Origin of the sequence: Commensalibacter oyaizuii (assembly GCF_029953265.1) — a bacterium.
In the GTDB taxonomy this organism is placed as follows: Bacteria; Pseudomonadota; Alphaproteobacteria; order Acetobacterales; family Acetobacteraceae; genus Commensalibacter; species Commensalibacter oyaizuii.
Genome location: NZ_JASBAO010000001.1, coordinates 438,560 through 454,197 on the forward strand (window position 1 = coordinate 438,560; position 15,638 = coordinate 454,197).

General features: G+C 36.3%; 17 protein-coding genes and 2 tRNA genes. 4 read left to right on the forward strand and 15 right to left on the reverse strand.

Annotation, left to right across the window (positions count from 1 at the left end; translation table 11 throughout):
• Nucleotide 1: 1 nt before the first annotated feature.
• On the forward strand, nucleotides 2-1,105 hold the full coding sequence (locus QJV27_RS01905) for an aldose epimerase family protein (RefSeq protein ID WP_281447297.1): 1,104 nt from the start codon (nucleotides 2-4) through the stop codon (nucleotides 1,103-1,105).
• Nucleotides 1,106-1,273: 168 nt separating this feature from the next.
• Here QJV27_RS01905 and QJV27_RS01910 read toward each other — a convergent pair whose 3' ends face one another.
• The gene (locus QJV27_RS01910) at nucleotides 1,274-1,798 is read right to left on the reverse strand and encodes an AAA family ATPase (RefSeq protein WP_281447298.1); all 525 of its coding nucleotides are present in this window, start codon (nucleotides 1,796-1,798) and stop codon (nucleotides 1,274-1,276) included.
• 397 nt (nucleotides 1,799-2,195) lie between these two features.
• On the opposite strand from QJV27_RS01910, the gene QJV27_RS01915 reads away from it, so the two are divergent.
• Nucleotides 2,196-2,678, forward strand: coding sequence for a kinase inhibitor (locus QJV27_RS01915; protein WP_281447299.1), 483 nt, complete (start codon nucleotides 2,196-2,198; stop codon nucleotides 2,676-2,678).
• 164 nt (nucleotides 2,679-2,842) lie between these two features.
• Entirely contained in the window at nucleotides 2,843-3,745 is a 903-nt protein-coding gene (locus QJV27_RS01920; protein WP_281447300.1) for an alpha/beta hydrolase, read from the forward strand.
• Nucleotides 3,746-3,749: 4 nt separating this feature from the next.
• Here QJV27_RS01920 and galK read toward each other — a convergent pair whose 3' ends face one another.
• Genes galK through galE form a run of 3 tightly spaced genes read right to left on the reverse strand, consistent with a single transcriptional unit; the run spans nucleotide 3,750 to nucleotide 6,977 of the window.
• Complete coding sequence (gene galK, locus QJV27_RS01925) at nucleotides 3,750-4,901, reverse strand: galactokinase (protein ID WP_281447301.1); 1,152 nt, start codon at nucleotides 4,899-4,901, stop codon at nucleotides 3,750-3,752.
• A complete protein-coding gene (gene galT / locus QJV27_RS01930; RefSeq protein WP_281447302.1) occupies nucleotides 4,898-5,944 on the reverse strand; it encodes a galactose-1-phosphate uridylyltransferase in 1,047 nt (348 codons plus the stop codon). The genes galK and galT overlap by 4 nt, the downstream gene beginning before the upstream one ends.
• 19 nt (nucleotides 5,945-5,963) lie before the next feature.
• Entirely contained in the window at nucleotides 5,964-6,977 is a 1,014-nt protein-coding gene (gene galE, locus QJV27_RS01935; RefSeq protein ID WP_281447303.1) for a UDP-glucose 4-epimerase GalE, read from the reverse strand.
• A 137-nt stretch (nucleotides 6,978-7,114) separates the two neighbouring features.
• Between galE and QJV27_RS01940 the strand changes: the two genes are divergently transcribed.
• Nucleotides 7,115-7,879, forward strand: a complete 765-nt coding sequence (locus QJV27_RS01940) for a L,D-transpeptidase family protein (protein WP_281447304.1) — start codon at nucleotides 7,115-7,117, stop codon at nucleotides 7,877-7,879.
• Here QJV27_RS01940 and QJV27_RS01945 read toward each other — a convergent pair.
• The 11 genes from QJV27_RS01945 to QJV27_RS01985 form a co-directional block, all read right to left on the reverse strand.
• Nucleotides 7,880-7,956 (reverse strand) — tRNA-Arg (locus QJV27_RS01945).
• Nucleotides 7,957-7,970: 14 nt separating this feature from the next.
• Nucleotides 7,971-8,279: an ETC complex I subunit gene (locus QJV27_RS01950; RefSeq protein WP_281447305.1), complete on the reverse strand. Its 309-nt coding sequence runs from the start codon at nucleotides 8,277-8,279 to the stop codon at nucleotides 7,971-7,973.
• 55 nt (nucleotides 8,280-8,334) lie between these two features.
• Nucleotides 8,335-8,412 (reverse strand) — tRNA-Pro (locus QJV27_RS01955).
• A gap of 59 nt (nucleotides 8,413-8,471) precedes the next feature.
• Nucleotides 8,472-8,945, reverse strand: a complete 474-nt coding sequence (gpt, locus tag QJV27_RS01960; protein WP_281447306.1) for a xanthine phosphoribosyltransferase — start codon at nucleotides 8,943-8,945, stop codon at nucleotides 8,472-8,474.
• Complete coding sequence (locus QJV27_RS01965; protein WP_281447307.1) at nucleotides 8,945-9,268, reverse strand: hypothetical protein; 324 nt, start codon at nucleotides 9,266-9,268, stop codon at nucleotides 8,945-8,947. Before QJV27_RS01965 ends, gpt begins: the two co-directional genes overlap by 1 nt.
• Nucleotides 9,269-9,919: 651 nt before the next feature.
• Nucleotides 9,920-10,063: a hypothetical protein gene (locus QJV27_RS01970; protein ID WP_281447308.1), complete on the reverse strand. Its 144-nt coding sequence runs from the start codon at nucleotides 10,061-10,063 to the stop codon at nucleotides 9,920-9,922.
• A 953-nt stretch (nucleotides 10,064-11,016) separates the two neighbouring features.
• Nucleotides 11,017-11,247: a replication initiation protein gene (locus QJV27_RS11120; protein ID WP_408869632.1), complete on the reverse strand. Its 231-nt coding sequence runs from the start codon at nucleotides 11,245-11,247 to the stop codon at nucleotides 11,017-11,019.
• Nucleotides 11,248-11,295: 48 nt separating this feature from the next.
• Nucleotides 11,296-11,583 carry a RepB family plasmid replication initiator protein gene (locus tag QJV27_RS11125; protein WP_408869609.1) on the reverse strand — a complete coding sequence of 96 codons (288 nt, stop codon included), beginning with the start codon at nucleotides 11,581-11,583 and terminating at the stop codon, nucleotides 11,296-11,298.
• Nucleotides 11,584-11,671: 88 nt separating this feature from the next.
• Nucleotides 11,672-13,072: a dihydrolipoyl dehydrogenase gene (gene lpdA / locus QJV27_RS01975; RefSeq protein ID WP_281447309.1), complete on the reverse strand. Its 1,401-nt coding sequence runs from the start codon at nucleotides 13,070-13,072 to the stop codon at nucleotides 11,672-11,674.
• A 9-nt stretch (nucleotides 13,073-13,081) separates the two neighbouring features.
• A complete protein-coding gene (locus tag QJV27_RS01980) occupies nucleotides 13,082-14,614 on the reverse strand; it encodes a 2-oxo acid dehydrogenase subunit E2 (protein WP_281447310.1) in 1,533 nt (510 codons plus the stop codon).
• 1 nt (nucleotide 14,615) lies between these two features.
• On the reverse strand, nucleotides 14,616-15,635 hold the full coding sequence (locus QJV27_RS01985) for an alpha-ketoacid dehydrogenase subunit beta (RefSeq protein WP_281447311.1): 1,020 nt from the start codon (nucleotides 15,633-15,635) through the stop codon (nucleotides 14,616-14,618).
• Between the last annotated feature and the right edge of the window lie 3 nt (nucleotides 15,636-15,638).

Below are 15,638 nucleotides of genomic sequence, written 5' to 3' on the forward strand. Positions count from 1 at the left end.
TATGGCTAATGATTCTAATAATATTGCTAAAATTTCCTTACGTGAACAACCTTATGGTCAAACAGTTGATGGTGAATACGTCAAAGAATTTATATTAAAAAATAATAATGGAATAGAGGTCAGATTTATAACCTATGGTGGTACTATCACGTCTATTATGGCCCCGGATAAGAACGGTAATTGCGAAAATATAGTGCTTGGTTTTGCATCCTTGCAAGAATATGAAAATAATCCAGGGGCAAGACCTTACTTTGGGGCCTTGATTGGACGATATGCCAATCGCATTGCAGGGAAATTTACTATCGCTGATAAAGAGTATTCTTTGTCTTTGAATGAACCCCCCAATTGCCTTCACGGGGGGATGAATGGTTTTGACAGAAAGGTTTGGAAGGCAGAGGTTGTAAGAAATACCGATCAAATAGCAGAGGTTCGGTTAACTTTGGAAAGTCCAGATGGTGATCAAGGGTTTCCAGGGAATTTATTGGCAAGAGTTACTTATAGTTTAAATAATAATAATGAGTTTTCCATTCACTATCAGGCCACAACTGATAAAACGACAGTTGTGAATTTAACCAATCATAGTTATTTTAATTTATCTGGCGAAGGTAAAGGCACGGTTGAATCCCACTTATTAAAACTATTTTGCAGCGCATATACACCTGTTGATCAATATATGATTCCAACGGGAGAGGTCGCTTCGGTTATAGGAACCCCTATGGATTTTAATAAACCTACGTTAATAGGGGTGCATCTACGGGATTCTTTTGAACAATTACATAAAGCAAAAGGGTTTGATCATAATTGGGTTGTTGACGGAAAACCTGGGAAGAGCGTTAGACCAGCAGCAGAGCTGTATGATCCAATTAGTGGCAGAAAAGTTGATGTTTTTACAACGACCCCTGGTATGCAGGTATATACAGGGAATGGTTTAGATGGATCTTTGATAGGGTCATCTGGCAAAGTATATCGCCAAGGGGATGGTATTGCTTTTGAACCTCAATATTTTCCAGACAGCCCTAACCAAAATAATTTTCCATCGACGGTGTTAAATCCAAACGAGCTTTATGATGAGAAAACGGTTTATTATTTTTCAGTGATTTCCTAAATTTTACGAAATTGGGGATGGAATTGGTAATTTGTTCTTGTGTTGACCGTATTGAATGATGCGGAAAAATGTCTGTCCCCGCAATGTCTAAGAGAAATTAATTTAAAAAAATCACGACATTGCATCATATTATTTTTTTTAGAATTGTATTAAAAATAATAAGATATATTATATAAGTGGTGGATTATTCTCATTGCGAATATAAGATAAAATTTTCTTAGTGCTTTGTTCAATAGTATAAAAAGATGTATCAATCGTTATATTTGCATGATCCCATGGGACATAATTTCTGTTTATGATATCATTCCAATTTGGCTGGGTTAATCCAAAAATATCACTTTTTCTTTTTATAATTCTTTGACGATGCTGTTGTCGATCAGAGCAAATCAGTTCAATAGTAATAAGTTGTTGGTGGGTTTTGTTTGCTGTTTCTTGCCAAACTTGACGGGTTATAGGTAGAGGGTTAACACAATCGATAACTATATTATTTCCTAAAAAACAATTGTCCAAAGCAATGCTGTTGGCAATAAAATATCCTTCTGATCCGATAGGAAGATCAGTAATATTTTGAATATTCTTTAGAGATTGTTCTATGGAATCAATTCGTAAATATACTGCCGAAAAATGTTGAGCAATTTGTTTGGAAATTGTTGTTTTTCCAGTCCCAGGAAATCCACCAAATACAATAATCATTTAATCATTTTACTATTTTATAAATTGTTTTGTAAGTTAATCATAATCTAAAATAAGTCGATTTAAAATCTTTTATTAATTCTGATAGAGAATTACCTCTTCGTGAAACTGAATCTTGATTAAAAGAGTATATATTTCCAGAGTTATTATATAAATTTTATATATACTTAATTTGTAAGTAGAATTTTTCATGATACGATAATTTCATGTATTGATATTTATATTAGATCTTCTTATTTCTGAAAAATCACTTCTTCCTTTAAACCTATAGGAATAAATCCATGATCTTTTTTGCAAAAGTATAATAAATATAAGAAATATTATTTTTAATGGATAAGCTTTAGTTACGATGTGATAAATTCATCAAATAACAATGATTTAACCAAAGGAGTAGAGAATGTTTAGATTATGGAGCAATTCTTACAAGGATGGCGACATTATGCCTAAGGCTCAACGTTTTAATGGAATGGGTCAGGATGGTGATAATTTGTCTCCTTCATTATTTTGGGAAAATGCCCCCAAGGGAACAAAAAGTTTTGTTATTACTTGTTATGATCCTGATGCACCAACGGGTTCGGGATGGTGGCATTGGGTCGTTGCCAACATTCCAGCAACCGTTACCCATTTAGAGGAAGGAGCATCATCAAAAGGGATGCCTGACGGATCTATTCAAGTACGTAACGATTTTAGTTTTTACGAATATGGTGGGGCTGCACCACCCCCAGGGGCAAAACATCGTTATATTATGACTATTCATGCTTTGGATATTGAAAAATTAGAAATTACCAAAGACGTATCCCCTGCTTATGTTGGGTTCAATGTTCATGCTCATTCTTTAGGATCAGCACAACTGACTTGCTATTTTGGAACTGAGACATAAAACTATTTAATTATTAAAAAGCCCTAAAATAAAGGGCTTTTTAATATAGCAGTAATAATATAAATAATTAATTTTATTGATATCAATTTAATATCAGTAATTATGAAAATGATAGTGTTTAAACTATTTAACAAGATAAATTAATTATTAAGAGTTATTATCTTATGAATCGTCGTCAATTTTTGACAGGTTGTGTTACTGCTGGCCTTACAATAAATATACGTACAGTGCTGGCAGCACGTTCAAATTATCATGAAAAAATAATAAGATTGTGGCCAGAAATTCCACCAGGTGGGGGTGGACCTGTTGGCGCAATGACATTAACGATGTCAGGGGCAGTCAGTAATATTGCAGTACCAACATTAACAATTTTAACACCCAAAAATCCCAATGGTCATGGGGTTTTGATTGCAGGCGGAGGGGGCTATAAAAAGGTAGCGGTTCGTTTAGAAGGGCGGGCAGCAGCAGAATGGTTAGTGGCAAGAGGCTATACTGCCTATATATTAACGTATCGATTACCAGGTGAAGGCTGGAAGGCTGGTGCGTTGGCACCTTTGCAAGATGCCCAGCGGGCGATCCGAATTATCAGACAATATGAAAAAAAAGTCAGTGTTCTTGGGTTTTCTTCTGGTGGGCATCTGATGGGAATGGCAGCACTTCGTCCTGAATTCATCTCTTATGATCCTGTGGATCATTTGGATAAGACCCCTGTGATTGTGGATAGGGCGGCATTAATTTATCCAATTATTACGTTGGAACCTCCATTTACACATACGTCCACTCATAATGTGTTGGTTGGAAAAAAAGCAACCACAGCGCAAGACGCTGCGTGGTCAGTGCAAAATTACGTCACTTCACATTCTCCACCAATTTTTCTAGTTCAGGCAGAAAATGATCCTATTGCTAACGTACAAAATACGGTGATTATGGCTGCTGCATGTCAAAAACAACATGTTCCTGTTACGATGTATATTTATCCAAAAGGGGGGCATGGTTTTGCGTTGGGAAAACCTGGAACGCCCCCCTCTGAATGGCCCAAACATTATGAAGAATGGTTAAAAAGTTAATACTTTAAATGGGAACAATATCCGCACCGTTCATAGCATGGCACAAATAGAAACTTTCTTTTAACCCTGTTTGACGATAATAATTTTGTTCGACAGCATGGCGAATAATTTCGACTTGGTTATTAGGGACAAGGGCAACAACGCAGCCACCAAATCCACCACCTGTCATGCGAACACCGCCTTTGTCACCCAATGGAGTTTTGATAATATCAACCAATATATCAATAGCAGGGGTGGTAATTTCGAAATCATCTTTCATTGAATTATGGCTTTTGGCCATAAGTATCCCCATGGTTTGGATATCGTTTTGGGTCAAAGCTTTGGCAGCTTCTAAGGTACGCGTATTTTCTGTGATGATGTGGCGTGCTCGTCGGTAAACAACATTTGTCATTAATGATTTGTTTGCTTCTAAAAGAGTGAGGGTTGCATCCCGTAATTTAGAAACTTTTAAGATACTGGATGCTTCTTCACACTGTTGGCGGCGTAAATTATACTCACTGTCAACTAGGCCATGTTTGACGTTGCTGTTAACGATTACAACAGATAATTCAGAAGGAATAGGAATGGATTGTGTTTCAAGACTGCGACAATCAATCAATAAAGCGTGGTCTTTTTGACCTAATGTCGAGATGAATTGATCCATAATGCCGCAATTCATACCAACGAACTGGTTTTCTGCCTTTTGGCAAAGTTGTGCCAAGATTTTTGGATCAACAGAGAGATCATAAAGTGTCTTAATTGTCGTTGCAATGGATACTTCTAACGCTGCAGAAGAGCTGAGACCTGAGCCCAAGGGAACATTGCCATAAATGGTTAAGTCCATCCCTTGTATATGAGGGTATAGCTCAAAAATATATTTAAATACACCTCTGACATAATTTGCCCATCCGGTTGCAGAATTTGTTATGGGATGTCTTAAATCAAACTGATCTTGCTGTTCAAAATTTAGTGCAGCAACGTTGACTTTGTGATCATTGCGTCTACCGCTGGCAATGACTGTACCGTAATTAATTGCACAGGGTAAAACGAAGCCATCATTGTAATCTGTATGTTCACCAATAATGTTTACGCGTCCAGGGGCCTGGATAATATGATGTGGGGTATACCCGTATATTTTTTCAAAATGCTTTAAGGATTCTTGGGCAAGTTGTTTCATGGGTTAATGTCTTTAAAATGAATAGTACTTAACGCTCTTAATCGTTCTGCTGCTTGTTCAGGGGTAATGTCGCGTTGAACTTGAGCCAGCATCTCATAACCGACAATAAATTTTTTTGTTGAAGCCGACCTTAGCAAAGGGGGATAAAAATGGGCATGTAATTGCCAATGCTGACGATTATCATTGTTAAACGGTGCACCATGCCAACCCATGGAATAAGGAAAAGAACAATTAAACAAATTATCATATTTTATAGTCAGCTTTTTTAAGATAATCGCTAGATCTTTTTGTTGAGAGATAGTCAGTTCATTTAATCGACTGACTGTAAATTTAGGCAATAATAAAATTTCAAATGGCCAAACCGCCCAATAAGGAACCAAAGCCACCCAATGCTCCTCTTCAACGACGATGCGTTCTTTGTTTTTTATTTCCTTTTGAACATAATCTAACAATAAAGAACTTTGATATTGCTTGTAATAAAGACGTTGGTTTTGATCTTCGTGTTGAATTTCATTGGGAATGAAATCACTGCTCCAAATTTGTCCATGGGGATGGGGATTGGAACATCCCATCATTGGTCCTTTGTTTTCAAAAATTTGTACCCATTGATAGGTTTTTCCCAAAACATTAAGTTGCTCTATCCACGTGGCAATAATGGCTTCAATCGCAGTTTCTGTTAGTTCTGGTAACGTTTTGCTGTGGTCTGGGGAAAAACAAATTACTTTGCAACACCCGCGTACACTTTGAATTTTGAACAATGGATCTTGGTCTTGATTGTAAAAAGGGGTGTCAACCAAAAGGGCAGCAAAATCATTATCAAACACATAGGTTGATGTGTAATCTGGATTAATATCCCCCGTTATTCTTGTGTTTCCAGCGCAAAGATAACAATTAGGATCGTGATGAACAATGGGTTTTAGGGCAGGGGCCTCTGTCTGCCCTTGCCATGGCCTTTTTGCCCGATGAGGCGAGACCAATACCCATTGATTGGTTAACGGGTTAAATCGTTGATGGGGATGATCAATGGGATTAAATTGTGTCATGGTAATTTCCTTTGTGGATTTAAACGTATCCTTGAGGGTTTTTACTTTGCCAATTCCAGGAATCTTTAACCATGTCATGTAAACTTAATTTGGTTTGCCAATTTAACATTTGTTTTGCTTTGGTTGAGTCTGCCCAGTAAGCAGCAAGGTCGCCCGCACGACGAGGGGCAAAATGCCATGCTAATTTCTTTCCAAAGACTGCTTCAAATGCTTTAACCACTTCCAGAACACTATTTCCCTGACCCGATCCAAGGTTAAAGATATGGATCCCTTTATGGTTTTGATTATAGTTCAGTGCGGCTAGATGACCATCAGCCAAATCCATAACGTGAATATAATCACGAACGCAGGTACCATCTGGGGTTTCATAATCATCACCAAAGATTGCCAGAGATTCTCGTTTTCCGATAGCTACTTGTGTAATATAGGGCATCAAATTGTTGGGAATACCTTGGGGGTCTTCGCCCATTAATCCTGATGGATGGGCACCCACAGGGTTGAAATAGCGTAATAGGCTGATTGACCAATCTTGTTCTGCAATATTTAAATCTTGCAAAATTTTTTCAATTATTAATTTACTACGTCCATAAGGTTGGGTTGGTTCGCCAGTCTCCATTGTCTCAATATAGGGGACGATTGGCTGCGTTCCGTAAACTGTTGCTGATGAACTGAATATGATTTTTTTTATGTTGGCTTCACGCAGTGTCTCAAACAGGATCAAAGAACCATATACATTGCTGTTATAGTATTCCAAAGGTTTATGAACAGATTCCCCTACTGCTTTTAATCCTGCGAAATGGATAACGCTATTGATTTTGTTTTCATTAAATATTTTTAAAAGGAGCGGTTTATCCCTTATGTCACCCTTATAAAACTTTGGACGTTTTTGAGTAATTTGTTGGATACGATCTAGAACAATTTCTTTACTATTACATAGATTGTCAATAATTACGGGTTCGTATCCTTGATGAATTAACTGAACGCAGGTATGGCTGCCAATATAACCACATCCACCAGTAACTAAAATTTGCATAAATTTATGACCTTTTAAAATATATTTTAAAATAATTTATCTGTTACTATATACTGAAGTCACTGAGGATGAAAATAACATTTAAAAGGGTATTGATCCTCAATAAAATGTTATTTAATTGAGATTATATATATCGTATGCTTCATAAACATGTTCCTATTATTGGCTGTCTTTTTGTTTCTGGATGTGCTGGTTCATACCCACAACCCGTTATGAAATGGCAAGAAAATCAGCAAATGCTTCTGGTTTTATCAAGTGATTGGAGCACAAACACAGGAATTTTATTAAAATTTCAATATCGTTCTCATCATTGGACTATGGAAGGGGCCCCAATTTCGGTTTCTTTAGGTAAGAATGGATCTGCTTGGGGGCTGGGACTGCATCCTTTTGTTCATCAAAATCCTATGAAAGTAGAAGGGGATCTAAAAAGCCCCGCTGGTATATTTGCATTGGGTAAAAGTTTTGGCTATGCTGCCCAAGTTCAATATTCATATCCATATTTTTCGACGACTGCTGATGATTTTTGTATCGATAATACCCAATCACAATATTACAATAAAATCGTTGATCGTCAGCAAATAAAAGGAAATATTGAATCATTATCCACCGAACCAATGCGCCGTGATTTGTATTTTAAAGGGGATTCATTATATAAACTAGGAATAGTTGTTCATCACAACGATCAACGACTTTCAAAAGCGGGCAGTTGTGTCTTTGTGCATCTAAGGACAACACCAGATGCAACAACAGCAGGATGTACAGCAATGAACGAACAAGATATGAATAACATATTAAGTTGGTTAAAGGCTGATCATCATCCTGTTATGGTTTTGTTGCCAGTCAGTGTTTATAATCAAAAGCAACAAGAATGGAATTTGCCCAAAGTTATAACAGAGAAATAATGGTGCGCCCTGCTGGATTCGAACCAGCGGCCCACAGCTTAGAAGGCTGTTGCTCTATCCTGCTGAGCTAAGGGCGCTTAACTCTATATTTCTAATGGGTCCAGTTCATTTTACGATTGTTGTGAAAATTATCTTCATAATTTTTGACAACATAGCGCTCTTTTCCAGGCTCTTCAATATCATAAGCAATTGATTTCCGATTGGCATATTCAATTGCTTGTTCTTTGGTTTGAAAAGTGAGGTTTACCTGAGTCTGTGTATCGGAACTACCAACCCAACCTGTAACGGGATCGTGTGAACGAGCAGAGGATTGACCGTAATCAAGAACCCATACATGGCTGCGACTATTACCAGATTGAGTTACTTTTCTGGGACGCTTGTAAATACGAGCCCTTGCCATGAAATCCTCTTTGTTTTAACAGCATCTCTAATCCCTAGGGATTAGAGTTTATTAATGGTCGGGGAGCCCGGATTCGAACCGGGGGCCTCTTGTACCCAAAACAAGCGCGCTAGCCAGGCTGCGCCACACCCCGAATGAGTTTTTAATTAGATGGTTCTAGTAAATAAAGCAAGCCCTTTTTTGTAAAAATTTTTATTTTTTTGTGGATTTAACTAAAGGAGGTGCAAAAGCAGGTGCTGCGTCCCATGGAAATAAGATCCAGGTATCTTGTTGAACTTCCATTATAAATTCATCTGTAGAGGGTTTGCCTGCAGGCTTTGCATATAAACACGCGAAATAGGCCTTAGGTAATAATTTTTTTATTGCTTGGGCGGTTATTCCCGAATCAACCAAATCATCAACAATCAAGAAGCCTTCGCCGTCACCAGCAACGGTTGGGTGCTTAATGATTTTAAGTTCCCCTTGAATTTCCTCATCATAACTAACGATAGAGACAGTTTCAATTAGTCGACATTCTAGTTCACGAGCAATAATTGCAGCAGGAATCATTCCTCCTCTAGTAATAGCGACAATCCCTTTGAATTTTTTTGTGCTGACACGTTCAGCAAGTAGGCGGGCATCTTTGTGCAGTTGATCCCATGAAATGACCATGTAATTTGTTGTCATTAAAATAAAGAACCTCCGTTTGGAATACAGTAATCTGGTTGAATGGGGATTGAATATCCCGTGGTATCTGGCATACAAAGCAATATAGTATGTAAAACTTTTCTATTTTTTTTGTAACCAGAAAAATCAATAATTGCACAAACATGTTTTTCCAATAGGGATTCTGCAGAAATATGAGGTGCTGTGCTTAATAAGCAATTTCTGATACCAATAATGGATCCGAAATTGACCTTTAATTCATAAGAACCTTTTAACGTATTTGGGGTGACATGAATGATTGTGCCTGCACGTACGTCAAAAGATAAGGAGGGCTGGATACTCATAATAGTCTATCTTTATATTCAGTTTGGATGAATAGCGATAAGGAAATCAGAATATAATAGAATGTCGATATATTTGGAATAATATTATTATAATTAAAATATTATTTGTTTAAATGTGTTTAAATTTGTCTTCTTGTGCATAGAGATATATTTAAAAATATAGATGTGAAACTATTTTCCACGGTAATAGGTCCTACTAATTTAATATGAGCAATTACCAGTGCTTTTTGGATAAGCGTTATACGATTCGAAAATTTTGTTTTGCAATAAAATTTATATTTAGAACAACGAATTTAAAAATATTGCCTTGAGCACTGTTTGTTCTAGTTTTCTATGTGATTCATTCAATAGGTCTATTTCATAGCCTTACTGTGCCTCGCCCAGTTATATGCAATAAGCTCAGCTGTTGAGAGATAAAGCAGATTTAATAGCTCGGGCGTGGCATCATATTCAAATTCTAATTACTAGGCATGAGAATTAAAACAACGTTTATAGGAAGGTTTAACCTTGACAGTTGACCAAACCTTAACCAGCTTTCATTGCTAATATCATTTGGTTTATCCCATAGCAAGCCTTGGCAACAAGTAACCGTGGTTATAAGAATAGAGGACGGTTCTAAAGTAAGAAAAGACCAATCTATTTATTAACTGGTTAACCGATAGAAATATCGATTACATTTTTTCCTTCTACATTGACTTCTGCTTGTATTATTTTACAGATAATTGTATGTGCTTCATTAAGGATAAAGAAGAACCCTTTTGGTGCTGATTGATGATCTAATTTGATACGGTTCATACCACTCTTTTAAATCGATTTTTAATCACGTCCAGTTGGATCGTATCGAACTGGACTATATATCATCTCTCGAAGTTTAGAGCCTATCAATAACCTAAAATTGTCTCTAGCTTGCTTTTGACAATTTGCGCCTGCATCTAAGAACTAATGGTGCCAATATGAGCATTTTGGACACCGTATAGAACGGCCAAACCACGTTGGTTTAAGATATAGAGTGCTGTCCGCACAGCACCCTCATATCAATGTCATTAACCTCTTTCTTAATTTCAGTTTTAAATCTAGACTGGGTCGAAAGGTAAATTTACTTATATATCGATGTAAATGTTTAAAACTTGTATTGATGAAATATTCCATAATAACCATGTTTTAATAAAGTCCGAAACTTTCGATACCATGTGTATGAACTGGGTCTTTTATATATTCGTCTATGGAGTGATCAACTGTTCTGGGTGTTGAAAGCCAGATTATCCTTTGTATCCAGTAAAATTGTCAGTAAATACTTGAGTATTCTGCTCTGTGTTACTTTTAATAAAGTTATGCAATGTTTTTGCTTTTGTATCGTCGATTGCTTGAGCAGTTACTTTGCCAATTGCTCCGTGTCCATAATACAATTTTTGAGATGTATGTTTATTCTTTTCTTTATCGCCAATAAAAGTTTTATCAACTTCTATAGTTTTATCTAGTTGATCATTATCAGTCTTTTAAGATAACCAAGACTCTCTAATTTTTTGTGCTAGAAACCATGCGCTTTTTTAAGTAATTCCAAGTTGTTGAGCCATCTGCGTAGATGGAATGCTTTGCAAGCCGTAGTCATTATATAATTAGAGTGTTAATTTTCGTAAAATTATATAATAAAAAACATATGAACTAAAAAATAAAGTAAGCAAACTGTAAGTTTAGGTAATTTTGATGGTACTAGATGTGGCATATTTAGTAATATTCGTGGCAAATTACTATCCCACAAGTCTTAATCTTATATATCTAATTCTTTGGCTTTTTTCCGATAATTCTTTTACAGCAGGTTCAATAACTTTTTGATTAATGATACCAAAGATTCTTTGATAGCTTTTTAGTAATTCCATTGCATGGTTGAAATCACCAATAGATATTTTTAACCATCGATAATGATTTTTATCGATTTGTTTTTGTTGTTCGAACAGCTCTAATAATCTCCGCGAATAAATAAAACGTAATGCACAAGCTTGTTATAATTTATATTTGGTAAAGTGGCTCTAAAGTTCAAACAAATACGAAAAGAGAGCATCGTTAAATCTGAAACGCACATATCTTTCTGTATCAAAATATTTATAGGCACTCAGCCAATTTATTCTTCCAATACCAACAGTTTTTTCATGGTAAGTTGTATAAGTAATATAGCGTTTCGAAATATTATTAACAGCTTCTTTCAATTGTCGATATGCTACAGAAGGCGTAATTTTAAAAATCTCAGAAGATTCATTCACTTTTAACAGTGAAGAATTTAAAGAAAAATGGACCATCAACGAATAAATCAATTTCATTAAATAGCTATTCAGACTTAATAACTCTCTTGCCTGATAAAGTTCAAATCATTACAATTTCTGTATTTATTTGCGTCAGGTCTAAAATTTAAACATGAATAGCTTTTTGCATCGCTGATAATATTGATTCATGCATCGCTTCAGAAAGAGTAGGATGAGAGAAAATGACATGTGTCAAATCTTCATCTGTTGCTTCTAATGTTTTGGCAATAGAAAAACCTTGGATCAGTTCTGTTACTTCGTGTCCTACCATATGAACACCCAAAATTTCTCCAGTATCTTGATGTATAATAGTTTTAACGAATCCTATCGGATAACCTAAAGCAAGGGCTTTGCCATTTGCCTGAAATGGAAAATTTCCTATCTTGACAGGATACCTTTTTGCATTAGCTTGTTGTTCGGTCAAGCCAATACTGGCAACTTGTGGGTTAGTAAAAATACAACTAGGTATAAGCGTGCGATCAAGAGGATGTATATCATTTATACCTGCAATTTTTTCAACACATAAAATAGCCTCGTGGCTAGCTTTATGTGCCAAACAAGGTGCTCCTGCAACGTCTCCAACAGCATAAACACCAACGATATTTGTTCTGCACCACTGATCGGTTTTTATAAATCCTTTTTCAGTTCCCAATCCAAGTTTATTTAATTCTAAGCTTGTAAAGTTAGGACGAACGCCAATTGCAGATAAAACATGATCAACAGTAATTTCTTGTATTCCATCCAGTGTTTTAATTTCGCAAATCACTTGATCATTTTCAATAGTGATTTTTTCTAAGGACGTCTTTGTTAGAATATGTATTCCACGTTGCTCAAATTGTTGCTGTACATAATGTGCCACTTCGCGATCTTCTGTGGGCATAATTTGTGCTGCAATATCGATTAAAGTTACTTGCGAGCCAAGATCATTATATAAACTTGCAAACTCGCTACCAATTGCACCTGATCCAACAACTAGTAAAGATTTTGGTAATTGTTTTGGAATTAAAGCTTCTTTGTAACTCCACACATACTTACCATCAATGGGTAATTGAGGTAAGGTTGCAGGCTTTGACCCTGTTGCTACAATAATATGTGGAGCTGACAAAATTTTTGTTTCTCCTTTATTATTAATAATTTGTAACTTTTCTTTAGCTAAAAATTTAGCTGTTGCTGTAAATAAAGTTACTTTATTTTTTTCTAATAAATAATTAATCCCTTGTACTAATTGCTGAGATACTTGACGACTATAGTCCACCAGCTTGCTCATATCAAAATCATAATATTCTATGGAAAAACCAAACTGTTGAGCGTGTTGTATTTTTTGAGCAATTTCAGCACCTGCTAAGAGAGTTTTTGTTGGAATACATCCCCAGTTGAGACAAATACCCCCCAAGTGTTTTGCCTCAATAATAGCAGTTTTTAATCCTAACTGAGCTGCACGAATTGCAGCAACATATCCACCTGGCCCTGCGCCAATAACGATTAAGTCAAATTTTGTATCTGTCATCTTATACTCCTACACTAAACATAAGGCAGGATTTTCAACAAATCCTTTTAAACTAGCCAAAAATTTAGCTCCTGTTGCACCATCAATAACACGATGATCGCAAGATAGGGTTGCCGTTACCATATGACGCATAACAATTTCATCATTGATTACCACAGCACGTTTTTCTGATACACCTAAAGCCAGGATTGCACCTTGTGGGGGATTTACGATAGCCTCGAATTGTTTAATTCCATACATTCCAAGATTAGAGATACAGAAACTCCCGCCTTGGAACTCGTCCATTGCCAATTTCCCTGTTTTGGCACGTGTTACTAAATCCCGAACAGTCGTCGATATTTCAGATAAAGATTTTTGATCTGCTGCTTTAACAATAGGGGTAATTAATCCACCAGGAATTGCCACTGCAACAGAAATATCTGCCTGGTTAAATTGAATAATTTGCTTATTTTCTTCATCATATTGCACGTTGACCTCTGGTACAGCAACTAATGCTCGTGCAACTACTTTTAAAAACATATCATTAATTGATAATTTCACTTCAGGATGTGTGTTATTAATCTCTGCACGTAGTTTTTGTAATAATTCAACATTGAAATCAATTGTTAGGTAAAAATGAGGAATTTCAGATTTTGCAGCTTGTAGGCGTTGAGCAATTGTCTGACGCATTCCATCCATAGGAATGATAGTTGGTTGTTTTGCATCTTCCAAACCATCATTTTTAGAGATATTATTTGCATCACGATAATATACAGCCTCTACGTCAGCTTTACAGACGCGCCCACGACTACCTGAAGCCCGACAATCATGTAAATTAATATTCCACTTTTTAGCAACACGTCGAGCCAATGGTGTGGCTAGAACATGACTATCATCTTCAATTGATTTAATCTGTTTTACATTAGCTTGAGATTGTATTTCTGGCCATTTTCCCCCATTTGCAATAACCGCAAGTTGAATATCCTTTAAACTAATCCGTTTTTGAGGGCCTGTTCCTATAATTTTATCTAAATTCACATTATATTTTTTGGCCAACTTTTGCGCATGAGGTGTTGTAAATAAAGCTTTTTGTTCCTGATATCCTTGCAGTGACGAAGGTATTGAAATTGTCTGTGTTATAAAGGCTTTGTCTTTGTATGAATTATTAGCAACAGAGACTTGAGGTTGGATTGATGTTTTAGATGTGACAGTCTTAGGTAACTCTATTTCATTAGATTTAGGTATTTCTTTATTAGGTTTGTCAAATTGTTGTACATTTAAAGACTGAATAAATTGTTCTATTTCTTCATCAGAAATATCTTTATCAGCACAAATTGCAATAATTGAACCAACTTTCAAAGTGGATCCTGATTGTGCTAGAATTTTTCTTAACACACTATCAAAAGTGGCCTCTAAAGAGTTCGCTATCTTACTCGTTTCAATAACACAAATCTCATCCCCTTTTTTAAATAAATCTCCTTCTTTCACGCTCCATTTAGTAATTTTTCCCTCTTGCATTGAAAGGCCCCATTTGGGGATTTCTAAGGTCTGAATAGTACTCATATTAAACCTCCATCAGTTTACGGGCAGCCTGTTCAATACGATCGACACTAGGTAGCCATGCTTGCTCCAAGACATTAGAAAATGGAACAGGTGTGTGAGGAGGAGTGATTAATTCAATTGGTGCTTTTAAACTATAAAAAGCTTTTTGTACAATTAAAGCCGCTATATCATGACCAAAACCACAACGTGCCGCAGATTCATCAACAATTATTACCCGACCAGTAGATGCAACTGACTCTAAAATACCCTCTTCATCCAATGGGGAAATAGTCCTCGGATCCACAACTTCAACAGATATGCCATCTGCGACAAGATTATCAGCAGCTTCGTTAGCACGATGCACCATAAACCCCAAAGCAATTATTGTAATGTCTGTTCCTTCTCGCGTATAATTAGCAACACCAAAAGGAATAGTATAAGCATCATCTGGGACTTCACACTGAGTGTCATAAAGTAATTTGTGCTCGCAAAAAACTACAGGATCATCATCACGAATAGATTGTGTTAATAATCCTTTTGCATCATAAGCATTTGAAGGAACAACAACCTTTAACCCTGGAACTGAAGCAAAAACATGATATGGGGATTGTGAATGTTGTGCTGCTGCAGAAAACCCCGCACCAATCATTCCTCTAACAACCATTGAGGCTTTTGCTTTACCACCAAACATATAGCGAAATTTTGCTGCTTGATTATAAAGCATATCAAAACAAACACCATAAAAGTCCATAAACATTAAATCTGTTACTGGACGTAATCCAGTTGCCGCAGCCCCTGCTGTCATTCCGATAATAGCAGATTCAGTAATGGGGGTATCAATAACTCTTTCTGAGCCAAACTCGGTCCATAACCCTTTGGTAACGCCTAAAACGCCTCCAAAACCTTCTAATTTGTTTTCTTCAGTATTTTTTGCACCGTGTCCCCCGCGTACGTCTTCACCAATTACAACCACAGTAGGATCATGACGCATTTCAAATTCAATAGCTTCTTTAATTGCACTTCTATAGCTTTTTTCTGACATGTA

Excerpts from the sequence above, each read along its gene's own strand:
- QJV27_RS01905 (WP_281447297.1), top strand. The coding sequence starts at position 2 with ATGGCTAATGATTCTAATAATATTGCTAAAATTTCCTTACGTGAACAA.
- QJV27_RS01910 (WP_281447298.1), bottom strand. The coding sequence starts at position 1,798 with ATGATTATTGTATTTGGTGGATTTCCTGGGACTGGAAAAACAACAATT.
- QJV27_RS01915 (WP_281447299.1), top strand. The coding sequence starts at position 2,196 with ATGTTTAGATTATGGAGCAATTCTTACAAGGATGGCGACATTATGCCT.
- QJV27_RS01920 (WP_281447300.1), top strand. The coding sequence starts at position 2,843 with ATGAATCGTCGTCAATTTTTGACAGGTTGTGTTACTGCTGGCCTTACA.
- galK (WP_281447301.1), bottom strand. The coding sequence starts at position 4,901 with ATGAAACAACTTGCCCAAGAATCCTTAAAGCATTTTGAAAAAATATAC.
- galT (WP_281447302.1), bottom strand. The coding sequence starts at position 5,944 with ATGACACAATTTAATCCCATTGATCATCCCCATCAACGATTTAACCCG.
- galE (WP_281447303.1), bottom strand. The coding sequence starts at position 6,977 with ATGCAAATTTTAGTTACTGGTGGATGTGGTTATATTGGCAGCCATACC.
- QJV27_RS01940 (WP_281447304.1), top strand. The coding sequence starts at position 7,115 with ATGCTTCATAAACATGTTCCTATTATTGGCTGTCTTTTTGTTTCTGGA.
- QJV27_RS01950 (WP_281447305.1), bottom strand. The coding sequence starts at position 8,279 with ATGGCAAGGGCTCGTATTTACAAGCGTCCCAGAAAAGTAACTCAATCT.
- gpt (WP_281447306.1), bottom strand. The coding sequence starts at position 8,945 with ATGACAACAAATTACATGGTCATTTCATGGGATCAACTGCACAAAGAT.
- QJV27_RS01965 (WP_281447307.1), bottom strand. The coding sequence starts at position 9,268 with ATGAGTATCCAGCCCTCCTTATCTTTTGACGTACGTGCAGGCACAATC.
- QJV27_RS01970 (WP_281447308.1), bottom strand. The coding sequence starts at position 10,063 with ATGAACCGTATCAAATTAGATCATCAATCAGCACCAAAAGGGTTCTTC.
- QJV27_RS11125 (WP_408869609.1), bottom strand. The coding sequence starts at position 11,583 with ATGAAATTGATTTATTCGTTGATGGTCCATTTTTCTTTAAATTCTTCA.
- lpdA (WP_281447309.1), bottom strand. The coding sequence starts at position 13,072 with ATGACAGATACAAAATTTGACTTAATCGTTATTGGCGCAGGGCCAGGT.
- QJV27_RS01980 (WP_281447310.1), bottom strand. The coding sequence starts at position 14,614 with ATGAGTACTATTCAGACCTTAGAAATCCCCAAATGGGGCCTTTCAATG.
- QJV27_RS01985 (WP_281447311.1), bottom strand. The coding sequence starts at position 15,635 with ATGTCAGAAAAAAGCTATAGAAGTGCAATTAAAGAAGCTATTGAATTT.